Annotated in this window: 19 protein-coding genes; 12 read left to right on the forward strand and 7 right to left on the reverse strand. The window is 60.3% G+C overall.

From position 1 onward, the window contains the following. Genes ACODR6_RS13490 through deoA form a run of 4 tightly spaced genes read left to right on the forward strand, consistent with a single transcriptional unit; the run spans nucleotide 1 to nucleotide 3,275 of the window. Entirely contained in the window at nucleotides 1-390 is a 390-nt protein-coding gene (locus tag ACODR6_RS13490) for a cytidine deaminase (protein WP_037130908.1), read from the forward strand. Next, entirely contained in the window at nucleotides 387-1,196 is an 810-nt protein-coding gene (locus tag ACODR6_RS13495) for a purine-nucleoside phosphorylase (RefSeq protein ID WP_489022644.1), read from the forward strand. The genes ACODR6_RS13490 and ACODR6_RS13495 overlap by 4 nt, the downstream gene beginning before the upstream one ends. Next, nucleotides 1,189-1,965, forward strand: a complete 777-nt coding sequence (deoC, locus tag ACODR6_RS13500) for a deoxyribose-phosphate aldolase (protein WP_489022645.1) — start codon at nucleotides 1,189-1,191, stop codon at nucleotides 1,963-1,965. The genes ACODR6_RS13495 and deoC overlap by 8 nt, the downstream gene beginning before the upstream one ends. Before the next feature lie 2 nt (nucleotides 1,966-1,967). Next, nucleotides 1,968-3,275 carry a thymidine phosphorylase gene (gene deoA, locus ACODR6_RS13505; RefSeq protein WP_489022646.1) on the forward strand — a complete coding sequence of 436 codons (1,308 nt, stop codon included), beginning with the start codon at nucleotides 1,968-1,970 and terminating at the stop codon, nucleotides 3,273-3,275. A 2-nt stretch (nucleotides 3,276-3,277) separates the two neighbouring features. Here deoA and ACODR6_RS13510 read toward each other — a convergent pair whose 3' ends face one another. The 7 genes from ACODR6_RS13510 to ACODR6_RS13540 form a co-directional block, all read right to left on the reverse strand. After that, the gene (locus ACODR6_RS13510; protein ID WP_112714064.1) at nucleotides 3,278-3,850 is read right to left on the reverse strand and encodes a TIGR02281 family clan AA aspartic protease; all 573 of its coding nucleotides are present in this window, start codon (nucleotides 3,848-3,850) and stop codon (nucleotides 3,278-3,280) included. Nucleotides 3,851-3,976: 126 nt separating this feature from the next. Then, nucleotides 3,977-4,606, reverse strand: coding sequence for a uracil phosphoribosyltransferase (upp, locus tag ACODR6_RS13515; RefSeq protein WP_203429799.1), 630 nt, complete (start codon nucleotides 4,604-4,606; stop codon nucleotides 3,977-3,979). Between the two features lie 109 nt (nucleotides 4,607-4,715). After that, nucleotides 4,716-5,684, reverse strand: coding sequence for an adenosine deaminase (locus tag ACODR6_RS13520; RefSeq protein ID WP_489022647.1), 969 nt, complete (start codon nucleotides 5,682-5,684; stop codon nucleotides 4,716-4,718). After that, complete coding sequence (locus tag ACODR6_RS13525) at nucleotides 5,681-6,901, reverse strand: phosphopentomutase (RefSeq protein ID WP_489022795.1); 1,221 nt, start codon at nucleotides 6,899-6,901, stop codon at nucleotides 5,681-5,683. The genes ACODR6_RS13520 and ACODR6_RS13525 overlap by 4 nt, the downstream gene beginning before the upstream one ends. A gap of 88 nt (nucleotides 6,902-6,989) precedes the next feature. Continuing rightward, a complete protein-coding gene (locus tag ACODR6_RS13530) occupies nucleotides 6,990-7,571 on the reverse strand; it encodes a TadE/TadG family type IV pilus assembly protein (RefSeq protein ID WP_112714060.1) in 582 nt (193 codons plus the stop codon). Next, nucleotides 7,571-8,212, reverse strand: coding sequence for a TadE/TadG family type IV pilus assembly protein (locus ACODR6_RS13535; RefSeq protein WP_489022648.1), 642 nt, complete (start codon nucleotides 8,210-8,212; stop codon nucleotides 7,571-7,573). The genes ACODR6_RS13530 and ACODR6_RS13535 overlap by 1 nt, the downstream gene beginning before the upstream one ends. 80 nt (nucleotides 8,213-8,292) lie before the next feature. Continuing rightward, the gene (locus tag ACODR6_RS13540; RefSeq protein ID WP_130279337.1) at nucleotides 8,293-8,709 is read right to left on the reverse strand and encodes a pilus assembly protein N-terminal domain-containing protein; all 417 of its coding nucleotides are present in this window, start codon (nucleotides 8,707-8,709) and stop codon (nucleotides 8,293-8,295) included. Between the two features lie 399 nt (nucleotides 8,710-9,108). Between ACODR6_RS13540 and ACODR6_RS13545 the strand changes: the two genes are divergently transcribed. The 8 genes from ACODR6_RS13545 (at nucleotide 9,109) to ACODR6_RS13580 (ending at nucleotide 16,887) form a co-directional block, all read left to right on the forward strand. Then, entirely contained in the window at nucleotides 9,109-9,297 is a 189-nt protein-coding gene (locus ACODR6_RS13545) for a Flp family type IVb pilin (RefSeq protein ID WP_112514234.1), read from the forward strand. Nucleotides 9,298-9,386: 89 nt separating this feature from the next. Beyond that, complete coding sequence (locus ACODR6_RS13550; protein WP_489022649.1) at nucleotides 9,387-9,899, forward strand: A24 family peptidase; 513 nt, start codon at nucleotides 9,387-9,389, stop codon at nucleotides 9,897-9,899. Between the two features lie 110 nt (nucleotides 9,900-10,009). After that, nucleotides 10,010-10,822, forward strand: coding sequence for a Flp pilus assembly protein CpaB (gene cpaB / locus ACODR6_RS13555; protein WP_112714052.1), 813 nt, complete (start codon nucleotides 10,010-10,012; stop codon nucleotides 10,820-10,822). A gap of 10 nt (nucleotides 10,823-10,832) precedes the next feature. Further along, nucleotides 10,833-12,338, forward strand: coding sequence for a type II and III secretion system protein family protein (locus ACODR6_RS13560; protein WP_489022650.1), 1,506 nt, complete (start codon nucleotides 10,833-10,835; stop codon nucleotides 12,336-12,338). A 26-nt stretch (nucleotides 12,339-12,364) separates the two neighbouring features. Continuing rightward, nucleotides 12,365-13,081, forward strand: a complete 717-nt coding sequence (locus ACODR6_RS13565; RefSeq protein WP_489022796.1) for a CpaD family pilus assembly protein — start codon at nucleotides 12,365-12,367, stop codon at nucleotides 13,079-13,081. Nucleotides 13,082-13,096: 15 nt separating this feature from the next. Then, nucleotides 13,097-14,377: a CpaE/TadZ family protein gene (locus ACODR6_RS13570; RefSeq protein ID WP_489022651.1), complete on the forward strand. Its 1,281-nt coding sequence runs from the start codon at nucleotides 13,097-13,099 to the stop codon at nucleotides 14,375-14,377. A gap of 24 nt (nucleotides 14,378-14,401) precedes the next feature. Then, on the forward strand, nucleotides 14,402-15,880 hold the full coding sequence (locus ACODR6_RS13575) for a TadA family conjugal transfer-associated ATPase (RefSeq protein WP_203429796.1): 1,479 nt from the start codon (nucleotides 14,402-14,404) through the stop codon (nucleotides 15,878-15,880). Continuing rightward, complete coding sequence (locus tag ACODR6_RS13580; protein WP_489022797.1) at nucleotides 15,880-16,887, forward strand: type II secretion system F family protein; 1,008 nt, start codon at nucleotides 15,880-15,882, stop codon at nucleotides 16,885-16,887. Before ACODR6_RS13575 ends, ACODR6_RS13580 begins: the two co-directional genes overlap by 1 nt. Nucleotides 16,888-16,893 lie beyond the last annotated feature (6 nt).

Raw genomic sequence — 16,893 nt, forward strand, 5'->3', positions numbered from 1 at the left:
ATGTCCCACGACCTGTTCGAGGCCGCGCGCGGCGCCATGGCTTTCGCCCATGCGCCCTATTCGAAATTCCCCGTCGGCGCGGCCATCCGCGCCGAGGATGGCAAGGTTTATACTGGCGCCAATATCGAGAACCTCTCCTTCCCGCAGGGCTGGTGCGCCGAACCGACGGCGATCAGCGCCATGATCATGGGCGGCGCCAAGAAGATCGTCGAGATGGCCGTCATTGCCGAGAAGCTGCCGCTTTGCCCGCCCTGTGGCGGCTGCCGCCAGAAGATCTCGGAATTCGCTTCGAAGGACACCAAGATCTATCTCTGTGACGAGGTGGGCGTGAAGAAGACCATGACCATGGAAGAGCTTCTGCCCTTCAGCTTCGAGACCGAACTCGGATGAACGCGGCGATCGACCTGCTCGTCGGCAAGCTCGGTGGGCTCGTGCCGCGCCATGGGATCATTCTCGGGTCCGGCCTCGGCTCGCTCGTCAGCGAGCTGGAGAACCCGGTTCGCGTTGCCTACAAGGATCTGCCCGGCTTTCCGGTGAGCGCCGTATCCGGCCATGCGGGCGAGGTCGTTGCCGGCCGTCTCGGCGGCGTACCCGTCATCATGCTCTCGGGCCGCGTGCACTTCTATGAAAAGGGCGATGCCAATGCCATGCGCCTGCCGATCGAGGTTCTGAAGGGCCTCGGCGTCCAGTCTCTGTTCCTGACCAATTCGGCTGGATCCCTGCGCGAGGAAATGCCGCCGGGTTCGGTGATGCAGATCACCGACCACATCAACTATTCCGGCATGAACCCGCTGATCGGCGAGGAGAGCGACCATCGCTTCGTCGGCATGACCAATGCCTATGATACCGATCTCACCGTCGCCATGCGCAAGGCCGCCGAGAAACTCGGGATCAAGCTGTCGTACGGGGTCTACATGTGGTTCTCCGGCCCGAGCTTCGAGACACCGGCCGAAATCCGCATGGCGCGCATTCTCGGCGCCGATGCCGTCGGCATGTCGACGGTGCCGGAAGTGATCATTGCCCGAATGTTGGGCCTCAGGGTTGCAGCAGCCTCGGTAATCACCAATTATGGGGCCGGCATGACCGGTGCCGAACTCAGCCACGACGAAACGAAAGACATGGCGCCCGTTGGCGGCGCGCGTCTCGCAGCCATCCTCAAGGAAATGGTCGCGGGTGGAGGAAGCAACAATGACTAATCACACGCACAAGGAGACGGCGGCAGTCGCGCTCTCCCTGCTCGATCTGACGAACCTCAAGGACGATTGCACCGAAGCGCAGATCGATGCGCTCTGCGAACGGGCCCAGACGCCCTTCGGAAACAGCGCCGCAATCTGCATCTGGCCGCGTTTCGTCGCCCGCGCCCGCACTGTCCTTGGCAAGGGCCACAAGGTCAGGATCGCAACTGTCGTCAACTTCCCGTCGGGCGATATGGAAATCGCCGATGTCGCGGCCGAAACCCGCGAAGCGATCGCCGACGGCGCTGACGAGATCGACCTGGTCATTCCCTACCGCAAGTTCCTGGCGGGCAATGAGAAGGCCGTGACCGACATGGTTTCCGCCATCCGCGCCGAATGCGGCAGCGGTACGCTGCTGAAGGTCATCCTCGAAACCGGCGAGATCAAGGATCCCACGCTTATCCGCCGCGCCTCAGAGCTTGCGATCGAAGCCGGTGCGGATTTCATCAAGACCTCCACCGGTAAGGTCTCGGTCAATGCCACGCTCGAGGCCGCCGATATCATGATCCGTGCCATCCGCCAGAGCGGCCGAAAGGTCGGCTTCAAACCGGCTGGCGGCATCAGCTCCGTTGCGGATGCCGGGCTTTATCTCAGCCTGGCCGAAACCATCATGACCCCGGATTGGCCGATGCCCTCGACCTTCCGCTTCGGTGCCTCCGGCGTCCTGGACGATATCCTGGCGGTCCTCAGCGGCACGCAGCCCGCGCCCGCCAAGGCCTCGAGCTACTGAGCATGATCCCGCAGGAGATCATCCGGCGAAAGCGAAACGGCGAGACGCTCTCTTCCGGAGAGATCGAAGCCTTCGTCACGGCGCTGGCAAAGGGGCATCTGTCCGAGGGGCAGATCGGCGCCTTTGCCATGGCCGTCTGGTTCAAGGGGATGACCCGGGCCGAGACGGTGGCGCTGACGCTGGCCATGGCGAATTCCGGCGATATGCTGACTTGGGAAGGCATCGACCGCCCCATTGCCGACAAGCATTCGACCGGCGGCGTTGGCGACAACGTCTCACTGATGCTGGCCCCGATCGCGGCGGCCTGTGGCCTTGCCGTGCCGATGATCTCGGGCCGCGGGCTCGGTCATACCGGCGGCACGCTGGATAAGCTGGAATCCATATCAGGCTATCTGATCACCCCGGATGCCGCCCTGTTCCGCAAGGTGGTGAAGGAAGCCGGTTGCGCCATCATCGGCCAGACGGGCGCGCTAGCCCCTGCCGATGGCAAGCTCTACGCCGTGCGCGATGTGACCGCGACCGTGGACTCCGTCCCGCTCATCACGGCTTCCATTCTGTCTAAAAAGCTTGCCGCCGGATTGCAGACGCTGATCCTCGACGTAAAGACCGGCAGCGGCGCTTTCCTTACGGATGCCGATGAGGCGAAGACGCTCGCGAGCTCGCTGGTCGAAGTGGCCAATGGGGCCGGCGTGAAGACCTCGGCGCTGCTGACCGATATGAACGAGCCGCTGGCGGACGCTGCCGGCAATGCGGTCGAGATCTGGAACTGCCTTGATTTTCTGTCCGGCAAGAAGGCCGGCACACGGCTGGAAGCAATCGTGCTGGCCTTTGCTGCGGAGATGCTGGTCGGGAGCGGCGTTGCGGCGTCGCTTGCGGATGGTGAAGTGAGCGCCCGCCAGGCGCTCTCCTCAGGCCACGCGATGGAAACCTTTGCACGAATGGTCTCGATGCTGGGCGGCCCGGCGGATTTCGTCGAAAGCCCCGCCAGATATCTGAAGGCCGCGCCGGTGCAGAAGCCGGTGTTGGCGCCGGAGAGCGGCTGGCTGGCAAGCTGTGATGCGAGAGAGGCCGGCATGGCCGTCATCGATCTCGGCGGCGGGCGGCGGCATCCATCCGACAGGATCGACCATCGCGTCGGCTTCTCCGGCCTGCTGCCACTCGGCACGCAGGTGGAAAAGGGCCAGCCGATCGCCTTCGTCCACGCCGCCGACGATGCGGCGGCAGAGCGGGCCGCGGCTGCGATAATCGCGAATTACAAGATATCCGGCGACAAGCCGAAGCTGCCACCGGTCATATCTGGCCGCGTCTGATCTTACTGCTTGAGGCTGAGCGCGCCGTCGGCGACGGAATAGGAGTCGAGCTTCTTCAGGAAGCTCATGCCGACAAGCGTCTGCGACAGGGCATCATCACGGAGAACGAAGGCTTCGACGCCCTGAACCCGGATGCCGCCGATCTCCATGCGATCGAGCGTGACATGGGCGGCCTTGGTCTGGCCGTTCGCTGTGTTGACCGCATAGCGGAAGTCGAGCTGATTGCCGCCATAGCCGAGACGGCGGGCAAGGCTTTCGTTGAGTGCCACATAGGTCGCGCCCGTGTCGATCATGCCCTGAACAGGCTTGCCGTTGATCTTGAAGTCGCCGTTGAAATGGCCCTGGGCGTCAGCCTGCAGGCGCATGCTGCCGCTGCCTGCGATGGGCGAGGGCGCTGCAGCCTGATCGGGTGCGGCGGAAACGTAATTTGCGGAAACGGGGGTATCGGCCGGCTGCGGGCTCATCGCCAGAAACAGCGAGGGCACCTGGGTCGCCAGAGCCGCGGCAATGCTCGCGAAAATGACTGTACGCATGAGCATGAAACAGAAATCCTTCCTGCATAAACCGCGCATCATGCGAGGCCTCATTCTCAAGCTGCTACGCCATAATTGCTGACAAGTTGCTAACGCCGAAACGCAAATGGCCCGGATCGCGGATCCGGGCCATGTTTGTGCACCGATTTGGTAAATCGGAAATTGACGTTACTTCGTCCCGTACATGCGGTCGCCGGCATCGCCGAGGCCGGGCATGATGTAGCCCTGCTCGTTCAGATGGCTGTCGATCGACGCGGTAAAGACCGGCACATCGGGATGTTCCGCGCGGAAATTCTTCAGGCCTTCCGGCGCCGCGAGCAGGCAGAGGAAGCGGATATTGCGCGCACCACGCTCCTTCAGCTTGTCGATTGCCGCGATCGCCGAATTACCCGTGGCCAGCATCGGATCGACGACGATAATCAGACGCTCGGAAATATCTTCGGGCGCCTTGAAGAAATACTCGACCGGCTGCAGCGTCTCGTGATCGCGATAGACGCCGATATGCGAAACGCGCGCCGAGGGCACGAGATCGAGCATGCCTTCGAGCAGGCCGTTGCCGGCGCGCAGGATCGAGGCGAAAACCAGCTTCTTGCCTTCAAGGACCGGGGACTGGATCGTCTGCAGCGGCGTTTCGATGGTCTCCATCGTCAGCTCGAGATCGCGGGTGACCTCGTAGCAGAGCAGCGTCGAGATTTCGCGCAGCAACCGGCGGAAGCTGCCCGTCGATGTCTCCTTGCGCCGCATGATCGTCAGTTTGTGCTGGACGAGCGGATGATCGATGACGGTTACGCCTTCCATGGCCAAGCCTTCCTTTGATTATTGTTATCCGACGTTTCTTCCATCTAAATCGCCCGGACTGCAAGAGTGCAGGCGATTTTCACAGCATCATCCCCAGCGCCGGCGAGCGTCAGAGCTTCGCGAGCAGCGCCCGGCGCGTGTCGTCATCGACGAAGGCCGCCTCGATGCCGGTGCGGGTCAGATTGTCGATCTCGGCGTCGCTGAAGCCGAAGGCATCGGAGGCCAGCTCATATTCCCGTTTCAGCGAGGTATGGAAGAACGGCGGATCGTCCGAGCTGATCGTCACGCGCACGCCGGCTTCCTTCAGCTTGCGCAGCGGATGCGACGCGAAATCCGGGAAAACCTTCAACGCGATATTCGAGCCCGGGCAGACTTCCAGCACGGTGCCGAGATCGGCCAGCCGCTTGACGAGATCGGCATCCTCGATTGCCCTGACACCATGGCCGATGCGGGCCGGGCGCACGTCGTTCAACGCATCCTCGACGCTGAAGGCGCCGCAGACCTCGCCTGCGTGGATCGTCAGCCCGAGACCGGCGTCACGGGCAATATCGAAGGCCCGGGCGTAATCGGCCACGCGGCCCATCCGTTCTTCACCGGCAAGGTTGAAACCGGTGATCAGCGGGTTTTGCGCCTTCGCGGCATATTCGGCAGCGCCGATCACGCTTTCCGGGCCGAAATGGCGCTCGCCGGTAACGATCAGCCGCGCCTCGATACCGCTCTTGGCCTTGGCGCGGCGAATGCCTTCGCAGACGCCCTCGATATAGGCATCGGCGCCGAGGCCGATACGCTTGCCATGATCGGGAGAAACGATGAGCTCGCTATAGATCGTGCCGATGCCGGAGAGCTCGGCGAGATAGGTTTCCGTCAGCAGCGCATAGTCTTCCTCGGTCTTGTAGACCTCGGAAACCTTGTCGTAGCACTCCAGGAAGCTTGCAAAATCATGCCAGACATAGGCGCCATCCCTGAGATAAGGCGTGATGTCGATATTGTACTTGCGTGCCTGTTCCAGCGTCAGCGCCGGCGGGGCCGCGCCCTCCAGGTGGCAGTGCAGCTCAACCTTTTTCAAATGCGATGTCATAAAAAGCTTCTCCCATGCGGCCCGGCGGCAATGCCGAGATGCCGGGCAACCGTTTCGCCGATATCGGCATATGTTCTGCGGATCCCGATATCGCGCGAGCGCAGCCCGGGTCCATAGGCGAGGATCGGCACGCGTTCGCGCGTGTGGTCGGTGCCGCGCCAGGTCGGATCGCAGCCATGATCGGCCGTCAGGATCACCAGATCGCCTGGCGCGAGCTTGCGATGCACATCCGGAAGGCGCGCATCGAAGGCTTCGAGCGCGGCGGCATAGCCGGGAACATCGCGGCGGTGGCCGTAGATCATGTCGAAATCGACGAAATTCGTGAATACCAGCTCGCCGTCCTGGGCTTCGTCCATGGCGGCCAGCGACGCATCCATCAGCGCCTCGTTGCCATTCGCCTTGATCACCCGCGAAACGCCCTGATGGGCAAAGATGTCGCCGATCTTGCCGACAGCGTGGACCTTGCGCTCGGCGGTGACCAGCCGGTCGAGCAGCGTCGGCTCCGGTGGCGGTACTGAGAAGTCGCGCCGGTTGCCGGTCCGTTCGAAGGTCGAGGCCGTCTCGCCGATAAAGGGCCGGGCGATGACACGGCCGATATTGTAGCTGTCGAGCAGCGCCCGGGCGATGCGGCAGAAACCAAGCAGCCGCTCGAGGCCGAAATGCTTCTCGTGGGCAGCCACCTGGAAGACGGAATCAGCCGACGTGTAGCAGATCGGCTTGCCCGTGCGGATATGCTCCGCGCCGAAGCGGGCGATCACCTCGGTTCCCGAAGCATGGCAATTGCCGAGAACGCCGGGCACATCGGCCGCCGAGCAGAGCGCCTCGACCAGCTGCGGCGGAAAGGCATCGCCCTCGGTCGGGAAGTAGCCCCAATCGAAGGTGACAGGCGTACCGGCGATCTCCCAATGCCCGGATGGCGTATCCTTGCCGCGGGACACTTCGCTCGCGCATCCGTGAATGCCGTAAACTTTCTCCGGCATCGGCATCCCCGCCGGAAACCGCCCGGTCGCAGCCTTCGCCGCCTGCAGCAATCCCAGAGCCGTCATATTCGGAAGCAGGAGCGGCCCGGACCGCAGCCCGGCGCGATCGGCAGCGCCGGCAGCGCAGAACTCGGCGATATGCCCAAGCGTATCTGCGCCCTCGTCGCCATAGCTGGAGGCATCAGGGCTTCCGCCCACACCAAAGGAATCGAGTACGAAAAGAAATGCACGTGCCATCATCAGACCAATTGCTGTGCGGCATCACGCCGCGATGGCGCTCAGGCATATAACGCCCGTGCTTGCTTGGCAAATTGCAGGGCAGGGCTCAGCAGTCGCCGCAGGGGATATTGTCGCCTTGACGCTGGCGGTAATAATAGGTCCGGCTGATCGTCAGGGTTTGCATGTTGCCGGGCAGGAAGGCAGGAGTGAAGGCGAAGAGTTGGTAGGGGATGCTCAACTCGGCGCGCACCAGGAAGCTGCTTGCCTTCTGCATGTCGGACGGAACGCCGGTTACAACAGAGTTTGCTGCATAGGGTGCGGTCGTGGAGCTATTCTGCCAAGACCAGAGCACCTTTGCGTTGGCGCTCGCGTCAATCGTGATGCCGGTCAATTTGATCTGCATCTGTGATGTATTGAACGGCGCGAAGATGGCATTCGCCACGTTGCTGAACTGTTGAAGCGAGCTCTTGGTGACATTCTGCTGCTGCGTTACGATGTCGGCAACCGAACCCGCAGATCGAGCCGCGCGCTTGCTGACGCTGAGCCCAACCGTGATCTCGAAGGCGCCGATATAGAGCATCATGAGGATCGGGAAGAGGATCGCGAATTCGATCGCGCCGACGCCCGTTCGATCGCCGAAAATCTCGATGAGCTTGGATCTGATGTTGAGACGAAAGGCGCGGATCATCACGGATACTGCTCGTTCTGGAAAGCCGCGGTAGCAACGATCAGGTATTCGTTGAGGCGTGCGCCCGTCGTTGTCTTGTAGGGTGTGATATAGGGGCGCACGAGATCGGTGATGACCTGCCATTTATAATAGGCCCGCACCATGTTCCTCGTACCGGAGCCACCGGGGCTATACTGGATGCCGGACGTATCAAGGCCCGTTGCGTTCATCGGAATGGTGGTCGGCATGTCCGAGAAATTCGTAAACGTCCTGACGTCGAGCCAGAGTTTGTTGGGCGTGGACACTTCGGAAGCTGAACACTGAATGAGGATCGACACTTCATTGCAGAAGGACTGACGGAAGGCTGCTGAGGTGTTTACGTCGGTCGCTCGGCCCAGGTTGTAGGTGATTTGGCCGGTGCGCATCTTGCGGGCCATCGTATCGACGCCGTTCGACACCAACTCTTCAGCCGCGAAGGCCACGAAGGTCTCGATGATTGCGAAGATCACCATGAAGTAAGGAATGGCGAGCAGAGCAAATTCAATTGCAGCGGAGCCGTCCTTGGAGCGCATGAAGATTCCAAACCGGCCGCGCTTCGGCGTACTGGCTACGGCGATCTGCTTCTGCAGGCAAGGTTCTGCGCTTTGGGGCGAGTTTGTCATCCGCCGATCCTAGGGCGCGTTCGTTGATTTTCCGTTTCAGAGCGAAGCAACAATTTAACGGAGCGGATACGTAAGCGCCGTCAGCCGCCTGTGCCTGCTGCCGTCGCCGATTCCTGCGTATGCTGTTCGCAAGTGGGAGAGCAGGAGAGGACGGAGCGGTCTGTTTGACGGTAGACGCGCACCGTGTTGCCTTCATCGATAGACACCAGGATCGTCTGGTCGAGAATGGCATTTCCGTCCACGTCGAGAAGAACGATGTTTGTGGTCCCGAAGCTGCGGCCTGTCAGCACGATCGTCTTTGAATCCGCCACCGTCGCGTCGGCAACCTTCGCATTGCCGACAATGACCTTGCTGACGGCGCGATCGAGCTTCAGTACGCGCGCGTGATCCATGTAAACGCGCAGCATGTCTTCTTCCGCCAGGGAAGAGTGCGGGCTTGCGAACCAAGGAAGGGCGGCAATGCACGCCATGATAACGGTCTTGCCGCGTGACGACATGGAACTCTCTTTGAACTTCGGCAGAATTTCACAACAGCATGGAAAAAATTGGTGAATGAAGACTTAAAAGCCGCCATTTTCGTCAGATCGGTGCAGAATGCCTCCCGAAATCGTACGCTTTTGTCACTCCGGCCGGGCGCTTGTAATGTTGTGGCACGATGCATGTATTAAAGTACAACGCCTCGAATCCTCGCTGAGGCAGTGCATCTAACGCATAGATAAAATTGTAATATATCCAGTAAGAAACCCCTCACCATGAGTGGGTCTACTTTAGCATTAACCTCCCGGTAACCCTCTTCTTTAAGCCGATTGAAACAGCGCCGCGTTAGGTTGGGCTAATCCGATCAACGGCAAACAGTTGGCGGACGTGCTGAACATCAACTGGAGTAGGAGTTACACATGACCAAGCTTGTAAGCCGTTTTCTGAAGGACGAATCTGGCGCGACCGCAATTGAATACGGTCTGATCGCCGCCCTGATTTCCGTAGCGCTGATCGCTGGCGCAACGAGCCTCGGCACCAACATCAACAACGTGTTCCAGAACCTGAGCACGAAGATGAGCAACGCCGCTACGGCTGCTTCCAAGTAAGTCGCGAATAGCGCGGCCGGAATAGGCAAGACATGCCTTGCGAAGGCTCACCTAAGACGTGAGCCTTTTTGCTTTTTGGGGATCGGTAGATGATTGCTGCAGCCGTGTTCGTGATTTTTCCGTTCTGCTTGGCCGTCGCGGCTCTGTCCGATCTCTTCACGATGACCATTCCTAATCGGGTGTCTCTCGTGCTAGCGCTCAGTTTTCTGCTGACGGCTCCGTTAGTGGGGATGCAGTTTGAGGCAATCGGCTTGTCGCTCGTCGCAGGCCTCGTTGTGTTCATGGCCTGCTTTGCGCTATTCGCTTTGAACATTATGGGCGGTGGCGACGCCAAGCTTCTCTCTGCCGCCGCTCTCTGGTTCGGCCTTACAAACTCTCTGGTCCTGTTTGTTGCGGCTGTCGGCCTGTTCGGTGGGCTTCTGACCTTCGCTATCCTGCTGCTGAGAACGCAGTCGAACACGATCCTTGCGATGGGCGTACCTGTTCCAAATTCACTGATTCTGGCAAAGAAGATCCCCTACGGCATTGCGATCGCAGCGGGTGGATTTATTGCCTTCCCTTCGTCGCCGATCTTTACCGCGACCTTGGAAGCCCTGAAATAGCAGCGTTTTAAACGCTCGTTAACTTAAAATGTAAGGCTTCCGTTAACTATAATTACACCAATTCAAGAGCATTCTGCGAGACGAATATGCATCGTCCCGAGGAATGATCGATGAAACCCGCCCGTCTTCTTATACTTTCAGTGGCCGTTGTCGCCGCCGGCCTGGCCGGCCTGCTGGCAATGCAGCTTGCTGGACGCGGTGGCGTCGTTACTCAGGTACAGTCGGTTGTCGAAAAGGAACCGACGGTCAACGTTCTTGTCTCCAGCGCCAATCTCGCTGTCGGATCGCGAATCGACGAAAAGACGGTTCATTGGATGCCTTGGCCTCAGGACGGCGTCGTCCAGGGCTTTATCACCGAGACGGAAAAGCCGGATGCCCTGAAGGAATTGCAGGGTGCGGTCGTCCGTTTGCCGATCTTCGAGGGCGAACCGATACGCCCTGAAAAGGTGGCGGATTCGAATAGCCGCATCCTTTCAGCTTTGCTTCCCGCCGGAAAGCGCGCCGTCGCCACCGAGATTTCGGTCGCAACAGGCGCTGGCGGCTTCATCCTGCCGAATGATCGCGTCGACGTCATCATGGTTCGCAAGGGGCAGGGCACCGATAAGTTCATAACCGAAAACGTGCTGAACAACGTTCGCGTCCTGGCGATCGACCAACAGATCCAGGAGAAGGAAGACGGCTCGAAAGCGGTGGTCGGCACGACCGCGACGCTGGAGCTGACCCCCGACCAATCCAAAGTCCTGATTGTCGCGCAGCAGATGGCCGACAGGCTTTCGCTGACGCTGCGTTCGGTCGCCGATGCGCAGGAGCAGGATACCACCGCGGCGGACTATCTGCTCAGCGGCGACAACGGAAATGCACTGGTTCAGGTCATCAAGTCGGGATCGATCGTGACCGATAGCGCTGCGCCGAAGGCAGAATGAGGACATCGAGATGACCAAGACCGCACGGCGCACCAAGCTTCTGCTCACCACTGTCATGTCGCTCACGGTTGCGATCACCGGCCTCGTGCCGGATTTCATGGCTCCCGTCTTCGGGGCAAACAAAGCATTTGCCGATGCCGACGGCATTGTCCGCATCTCGCAAAGCGGTCCTGGTGCCCATCGCCGCCTCAAGCTCGGCCTCAACAAGGCGGTCGTCGTCGATTTGCCTGAGGATGCGCATGATATCCTCGTTTCCGATCCGTCGATGGCCGACGCAGTGACGCGCACGTCGCGCCGCATCTATCTTTTCGGCAAGAAGGTCGGCCAGACGAACATCTTCATATTTGGCGCTGACGGTCAGGAAGTCGTCAGCCTCGATATCGAAATCGAGCGCGACGTTTCCGGTCTCGAAGCAAATCTGAAGCGCTTCATTCCGGACTCGAACATCAATGTCGAGATCGTTTCCGACAACATCGTACTGACCGGCACCGTGCGTACGCCCCAGGATGCTTCGCAGGCAGCTGACCTGGCTGGCGCATTCCTGAAGGGTGGCGAAGCAACGACCCGCACGGAGACCGCATCCAGCACGGCACAGCAGGGCGACGTGGCTCTCTTTGCCGAAGCCCGCCAGCAGTCGCAGGTGGTCAACCTGTTGCAGATCCAGGGCGAGGATCAGGTAACGCTGAAGGTGACGATCGCTGAGGTTCGCCGCGAAATCCTCAAGCAGATCGGCTTTGACAATCTTGTTTCCGGCTCATCGGGCCTGACGGTTGCGCAGCTCGGAGCACCGGCCGTCGATGGCGCCGCGTCCGTCGCTGGTGGTGGTCTCGCAGCGCTCTTCAAGTCGTCGATCGGGAAATACGATATCTCGACCTACCTGAATGCACTTGAGCAAGCCAAGGTCGTCAGAACGCTCGCCGAGCCGACATTGACCGCAATCTCTGGGCAGGCCGCGACCTTCAATTCCGGTGGTCAGGTTCTGTATTCCACGACCGACAATGACGGTAACGTCACTGTCGTTCCCTACAATTACGGTATCAATCTCGGCTTCAAACCGGTGGTTCTCTCGTCGGGCCGCATCAGTCTCGAGATCAAGACCAATGTTTCCGAGCCTGCTCCGTCGGCGACGGGTTCTGCGCCGACCTATCAGCGCCGCTCGGCCGAAACCTCGGTGGAACTTCCGTCCGGCGGCTCGATCGCCCTTGCCGGCTTGATCCGCGACAACGTTTCCCAGACCTCCAATGGCACGCCGGGGGTCAACAAGATTCCGCTGCTCGGCACGCTCTTCCGTCAGCGCACGGTCGAGCGCGATGAGACCGAACTGGTCATCATTGCGACGCCCTATCTGGTGCGCCCGGTTGCTCGCAACCAGCTCAACCGTCCGGACGATAATTTCAGCCCGGAGAACGACGGCCAGGCCTTCTTCATGAACCGTGTGAACAAGGTCTACGGCAGCCGCGAGGCGCCGGTCGCCGACGCGCAGTTCCATGGCTCCATCGGGTTTATCTACAAATGAGAACGGCGCAGCTGGAAACGATCATGATGAAGTCCAATCAGGCGGTGGCCGATATGACACAGATGAAGACAAGCGCTCCGAAATTGCTGGCTATGGCCGGTCTGTTGGCTGCAGCCGCTCTGACGGGTTGCGCCGCGCCGCGCGACAATCTGACGACTGGCGGCATTCCCGACGATTACCGCCAGCGCCACCCGATCGTCGTGACCGAGGCTGAGCAGGCTGTCGATATCCCGGTTGCCACCACGGATCGCCGGCTGACCATCGCTCAAAAGGATCTCATTCGCGGATTTGCCACGATGTATATCTCGCGCGCGTCCGGTCCGGTTTACCTGATGTCGCCGCAGGGCTCCGCCAACGCCTCGGCGGTTAGCCAGCTGCGGGGCCAGGTCCGCGCCGAGCTTGCTTCGCGCGGCATCTCGACCTCCAAGATTGTCTACGCCTCCTATGCCGCGGCAGGTGGCGGAGATGCGGCACCCATCCGTCTGACCTTCACGGGTACGACCGCCGTAACGACCCAATGCGGCCAGTGGCCGAAGGATATCGGCGGCGGCTTCGACAATCAGAATTACTACAATTTCGGTTGCGCCTATCAAAACAACCTGGCGGCGCAGGTTGCCAATCCCGAAGACTTCATTGCGCCGCGCGGCATGACGCCGATCGATGCAGCGCGCCGCAACGACGCGATCACTGAGTATCGAACCTACCGGACGACGCTCGAGCAAACCAATGACTCTGGCTTCTAATAACGGAACCGAACGATGAGCGCAGTCGAATACGAGATCAAGAACACGACCGAGCTTCGCAACGCCGAAGAAGCCGTTCGCATGGCCGATCTCGAGAATATGCGGCCTCTGCCGCGTATTTCGGTTCACGCCTTCTGCGAAAGCGAAGGGCTGCAGGAAGTGATGGAACGCTGCGGCAACGATCGCCGCGTTTCCAAGGTCAGCCTGCGCATCACCAGCGGTGGCATCGCCGCTGCCGCCAACATGTTCCAGACGACGCCGACGCCGAACCTCATCATTCTCGAGACCAAGGCGAGCGCTGCAAACCTGCTCGCTGAGCTGGCGCCGCTTGCCAGCGTCTGCGATCCCTCGACCAAGGTCGTCATCGTCGGCTATTACAACGATATCGCCCTTTACCGCGAACTGATCCGCAACGGCATCTCCGAATATATGGTGCAGCCGGTCTCGATGCCTGATGTCATGATGGCCATGGCGCAGATCTTCGTCGATCCGGATGCGGAGCCGCTTGGACGCAGCATCGCATTCATCGGTGCCAAGGGCGGTGTCGGCGCCTCGACTATCGCCCATAATTGCGCGTTCGGCATCTCCAGCCTGTTCGCGACAGAAACGATCCTCGCCGATCTCGACCTTCCCTATGGCACGGCTAACATCGATTTCGACCAGGATCCGACGCAGGGTATCGCCGAAGCCGTCTACGCGCCGGAGCGCTTGGACGAAGTATTTCTAGATCGCCTGCTGACGAAGTGCTCAGAGCATCTGTCGATGCTGGCGGCGCCATCGCTCCTCGATCGCGCCTATGATTTTGACGGTCACGCATTCCAGCCGGTTCTCGACGTGTTGCAGCGGAGTGCCCCGGTCACGGTTCTCGATGTTCCGCATGTCTGGTCGGAATGGACGCGCTCGGTACTCAGCGCCGCAGACGAGGTTGTGATCTGCGCCGCGCCCGATCTGGCTAACCTGCGCAACACCAAGAACATGCTCGACGCGTTGCGCAAGCTGCGCCCGAATGACAAGGCGCCGCATCTGATCCTCAACCAGGTTGGCATGCCGAAGCGTCCTGAAATTGCTCCCGGCGACTTCTGCGAGCCGCTGGAGACCGATCCGATCGCGATCATTCCGTTCGATATCAACCTCTTCGGCAATGCGGCGAATAGCGGCCGGATGATCTCCGAAATGGATCCCAAGTCGCCGACAGCGGAAACCTTCTCGCAGCTTTCGCATATCGTCACCGGCCGTGTCGCCGTGAAGAAGGCAAAGCGCGGCGGCCTTCTCGGACTTCTGAAGCGCGGCAAGTAACGTAAAGCGTAGATTGGAATTGGCATGTTCGGAAAACGCGGAAATGATGGTTTCGGAAAGGCTGGCGGCGTAGCAGCGCCACCGCCGCCGGTTGCCGTTGCCGCACCGGCATCCACCTCACCGCAGGTTCTCGTCGAGCCTGCCCGGGAGAATGCACGCCAGCAGGTGGCGCCGCCGCCGATGCAGACGCCGCAGCGCCGGCGCCCGGTTCGCACCGAAGAATACTACGACACCAAGGCGCAGGTCTTTTCCGCGCTCATCGACACGATCGACCTGTCGCAGCTTGCCAAGCTCGATGCCGAGAGCGCGCGCGAAGAAATCCGCGATATCGTCAACGACATCATCACGATCAAGAACTTCGCGATGTCGATTTCCGAGCAGGAGGAACTGCTCGAAGACATCTGCAACGACGTTCTCGGTTACGGTCCGCTCGAGCCGCTGCTGGCGCGTGACGACATCGCCGACATCATGGTCAACGGTGCCGGCCAGACCTTCATCGAAGTCGGCGGCAAGACGATGGAATCGGAAATCCGCTTCCGTGACAACTCTCAGCTCCTGTCGATCTGCCAGCGCATCGTCAGCCAGGTCGGCCGCCGCGTCGATGAATCGAGCCCGATCTGCGACGCCCGCCTCCCTGACGGCTCGCGTGTCAACGTCATCGCACCGCCGCTGGCGATCGACGGCCCGGCGCTGACAATTCGTAAGTTCAAGAAAGACAAGCTGACGCTGGACCAGCTGGTCCGCTTCGGCGCGATCACGCCCGAGGGCGCGACGCTGCTGCAGATCATCGGCCGCGTTCGCTGCAACGTCGTTATCTCCGGCGGTACCGGTTCCGGTAAGACGACGCTGCTGAACTGCCTGACGAATTACATCGATCGCGACGAGCGCGTCATCACCTGCGAAGACACCGCCGAACTGCAGCTTCAACAGCCGCATGTCGTCCGTCTCGAAACGCGCCCGCCGAACATCGAAGGTGAAGGCGAGATCACTATGCGCGATCTCGTTAAGAACTGCCTGCGTATGCGCCCTGAACGCATAATCGTCGGCGAAGTGCGCGGACCCGAGGTCTTCGACCTTCTGCAGGCGATGAACACCGGTCACGACGGCTCGATGGGAACAATCCACTCGAACTCGCCGCGCGAATGCCTGAGCCGTATCGAATCGATGATCGCCATGGGCGGCTTCAGCCTTCCCGCCAAGACCGTCCGCGAAATCATCGCCGGTTCGATCGATGTCATTGTCCAGGCGGCTCGCCTCCGCGATGGTTCGCGTCGCATTACGGCGATCACCGAGGTGATCGGCATGGAAGGCGATGTCATCATCACCCAGGACCTAATGCGCTACGAGATTGAAGGCGAAGATGCCGCCGGCCGCCTGATCGGCCGCCATATGTCGACCGGTATCGGCAAGCCGAATTTCTGGGACCGTGCCCGCTACTATAACGAAGAAAAGCGTCTGGCCGCTGCTCTCGATGAGATGGAAGCAAAGTCGAAGGGGGCATGATGTTCGGGCTTGATCCAGTCGTTCTCGGTATCATTCTCCTCGTTGCAGTTGCCGCGGGTGCGGTTTGCTACGGCGTTCTCTTCACCCGGATGGAAACCGAGAAGAAGGCCGCGAGCCGCGTGAACCGTGTCGGCTCGGCTGAAACCGATCGCACCAACGTCAAGGCGGCGCGCGACCGCGTCCAGGAAATGTCCAAGCGCCGCAAATCTGTGCAGGACAACCTCAAGGATCTCGAAAAACGGCAGCAGGAAAATTCCAAGCGCAAGCTTTCGCTTAAGTCGCGGTTGAGCCAGGCCGGTTTTTCCATCACGCCCGCAAAGTTCTACATGTTCAGCGCAGGTTTTGGGGTATTCCTAACGCTTATCGCCTTCCTCGCTGGCGCTCCCACGATGGTGATATTGGGTGTACCCGTTATTGCCGGCCTTGGTTTGCCCCGGTGGATTCTCGGCTTCCTCATTAAGCGTCGCCAGAACAAGTTCCTTGATGAGTTTCCGAACGCGCTTGATGTCATCGTTCGTTCGATCAAGTCGGGCTTGCCTCTCAATGACGCCATCCGGCTGATCGCCAATGAAGGACGCGAGCCTGTGAAGGCAGAGTTTCGACGGGTCGTCGAATCTCAGCAGGTTGGCCTTAGCGTACCCGACGCCTGCATGCGCATGACTAACTATATGCCTCTGCAGGAAGTGAGCTTCTTCGCGATCGTCATCACCATCCAATCTCAGGCCGGCGGCAATCTCTCAGAAGCGATCGGCAACCTTTCCAAGGTTTTGCGCGACCGTAAAAAGATGAAGGCCAAGGTCAAGGCGTTGTCCATGGAAGCTAAGGCCTCGGCTGTGATCATCGGCGCGCTGCCATTCATTGTTGCGACGCTCGTCTACATGACGTCACCGCAATACATGACCATTCTCTTCACCGACCCGCGCGGTCACCTGATCATGGGCGCTTCGGCGATCTGGATGACGATCGGCATCCTCGTCATGCGCAACATGGTCAGCTTCGATATCTGACGGAGA

The organism is Rhizobium sp. FG96, from assembly GCF_057808655.1.

What these genes read in the sequence shown, in the direction of transcription:
- ACODR6_RS13490 (WP_037130908.1), top strand. Translation starts at nt 1, where the DNA reads ATGTCCCACGACCTGTTCGAGGCCGCGCGCGGCGCCATGGCTTTCGCC.
- ACODR6_RS13495 (WP_489022644.1), top strand. Translation starts at nt 387, where the DNA reads ATGAACGCGGCGATCGACCTGCTCGTCGGCAAGCTCGGTGGGCTCGTG.
- deoC (WP_489022645.1), top strand. Translation starts at nt 1,189, where the DNA reads ATGACTAATCACACGCACAAGGAGACGGCGGCAGTCGCGCTCTCCCTG.
- deoA (WP_489022646.1), top strand. Translation starts at nt 1,968, where the DNA reads ATGATCCCGCAGGAGATCATCCGGCGAAAGCGAAACGGCGAGACGCTC.
- ACODR6_RS13510 (WP_112714064.1), bottom strand. Translation starts at nt 3,850, where the DNA reads ATGATGCGCGGTTTATGCAGGAAGGATTTCTGTTTCATGCTCATGCGT.
- upp (WP_203429799.1), bottom strand. Translation starts at nt 4,606, where the DNA reads ATGGAAGGCGTAACCGTCATCGATCATCCGCTCGTCCAGCACAAACTG.
- ACODR6_RS13520 (WP_489022647.1), bottom strand. Translation starts at nt 5,684, where the DNA reads ATGACATCGCATTTGAAAAAGGTTGAGCTGCACTGCCACCTGGAGGGC.
- ACODR6_RS13525 (WP_489022795.1), bottom strand. Translation starts at nt 6,901, where the DNA reads ATGGCACGTGCATTTCTTTTCGTACTCGATTCCTTTGGTGTGGGCGGA.
- ACODR6_RS13530 (WP_112714060.1), bottom strand. Translation starts at nt 7,571, where the DNA reads ATGATCCGCGCCTTTCGTCTCAACATCAGATCCAAGCTCATCGAGATT.
- ACODR6_RS13535 (WP_489022648.1), bottom strand. Translation starts at nt 8,212, where the DNA reads ATGACAAACTCGCCCCAAAGCGCAGAACCTTGCCTGCAGAAGCAGATC.
- ACODR6_RS13540 (WP_130279337.1), bottom strand. Translation starts at nt 8,709, where the DNA reads ATGTCGTCACGCGGCAAGACCGTTATCATGGCGTGCATTGCCGCCCTT.
- ACODR6_RS13545 (WP_112514234.1), top strand. Translation starts at nt 9,109, where the DNA reads ATGACCAAGCTTGTAAGCCGTTTTCTGAAGGACGAATCTGGCGCGACC.
- ACODR6_RS13550 (WP_489022649.1), top strand. Translation starts at nt 9,387, where the DNA reads ATGATTGCTGCAGCCGTGTTCGTGATTTTTCCGTTCTGCTTGGCCGTC.
- cpaB (WP_112714052.1), top strand. Translation starts at nt 10,010, where the DNA reads ATGAAACCCGCCCGTCTTCTTATACTTTCAGTGGCCGTTGTCGCCGCC.
- ACODR6_RS13560 (WP_489022650.1), top strand. Translation starts at nt 10,833, where the DNA reads ATGACCAAGACCGCACGGCGCACCAAGCTTCTGCTCACCACTGTCATG.
- ACODR6_RS13565 (WP_489022796.1), top strand. Translation starts at nt 12,365, where the DNA reads ATGAAGTCCAATCAGGCGGTGGCCGATATGACACAGATGAAGACAAGC.
- ACODR6_RS13570 (WP_489022651.1), top strand. Translation starts at nt 13,097, where the DNA reads ATGAGCGCAGTCGAATACGAGATCAAGAACACGACCGAGCTTCGCAAC.
- ACODR6_RS13575 (WP_203429796.1), top strand. Translation starts at nt 14,402, where the DNA reads ATGTTCGGAAAACGCGGAAATGATGGTTTCGGAAAGGCTGGCGGCGTA.
- ACODR6_RS13580 (WP_489022797.1), top strand. Translation starts at nt 15,880, where the DNA reads ATGTTCGGGCTTGATCCAGTCGTTCTCGGTATCATTCTCCTCGTTGCA.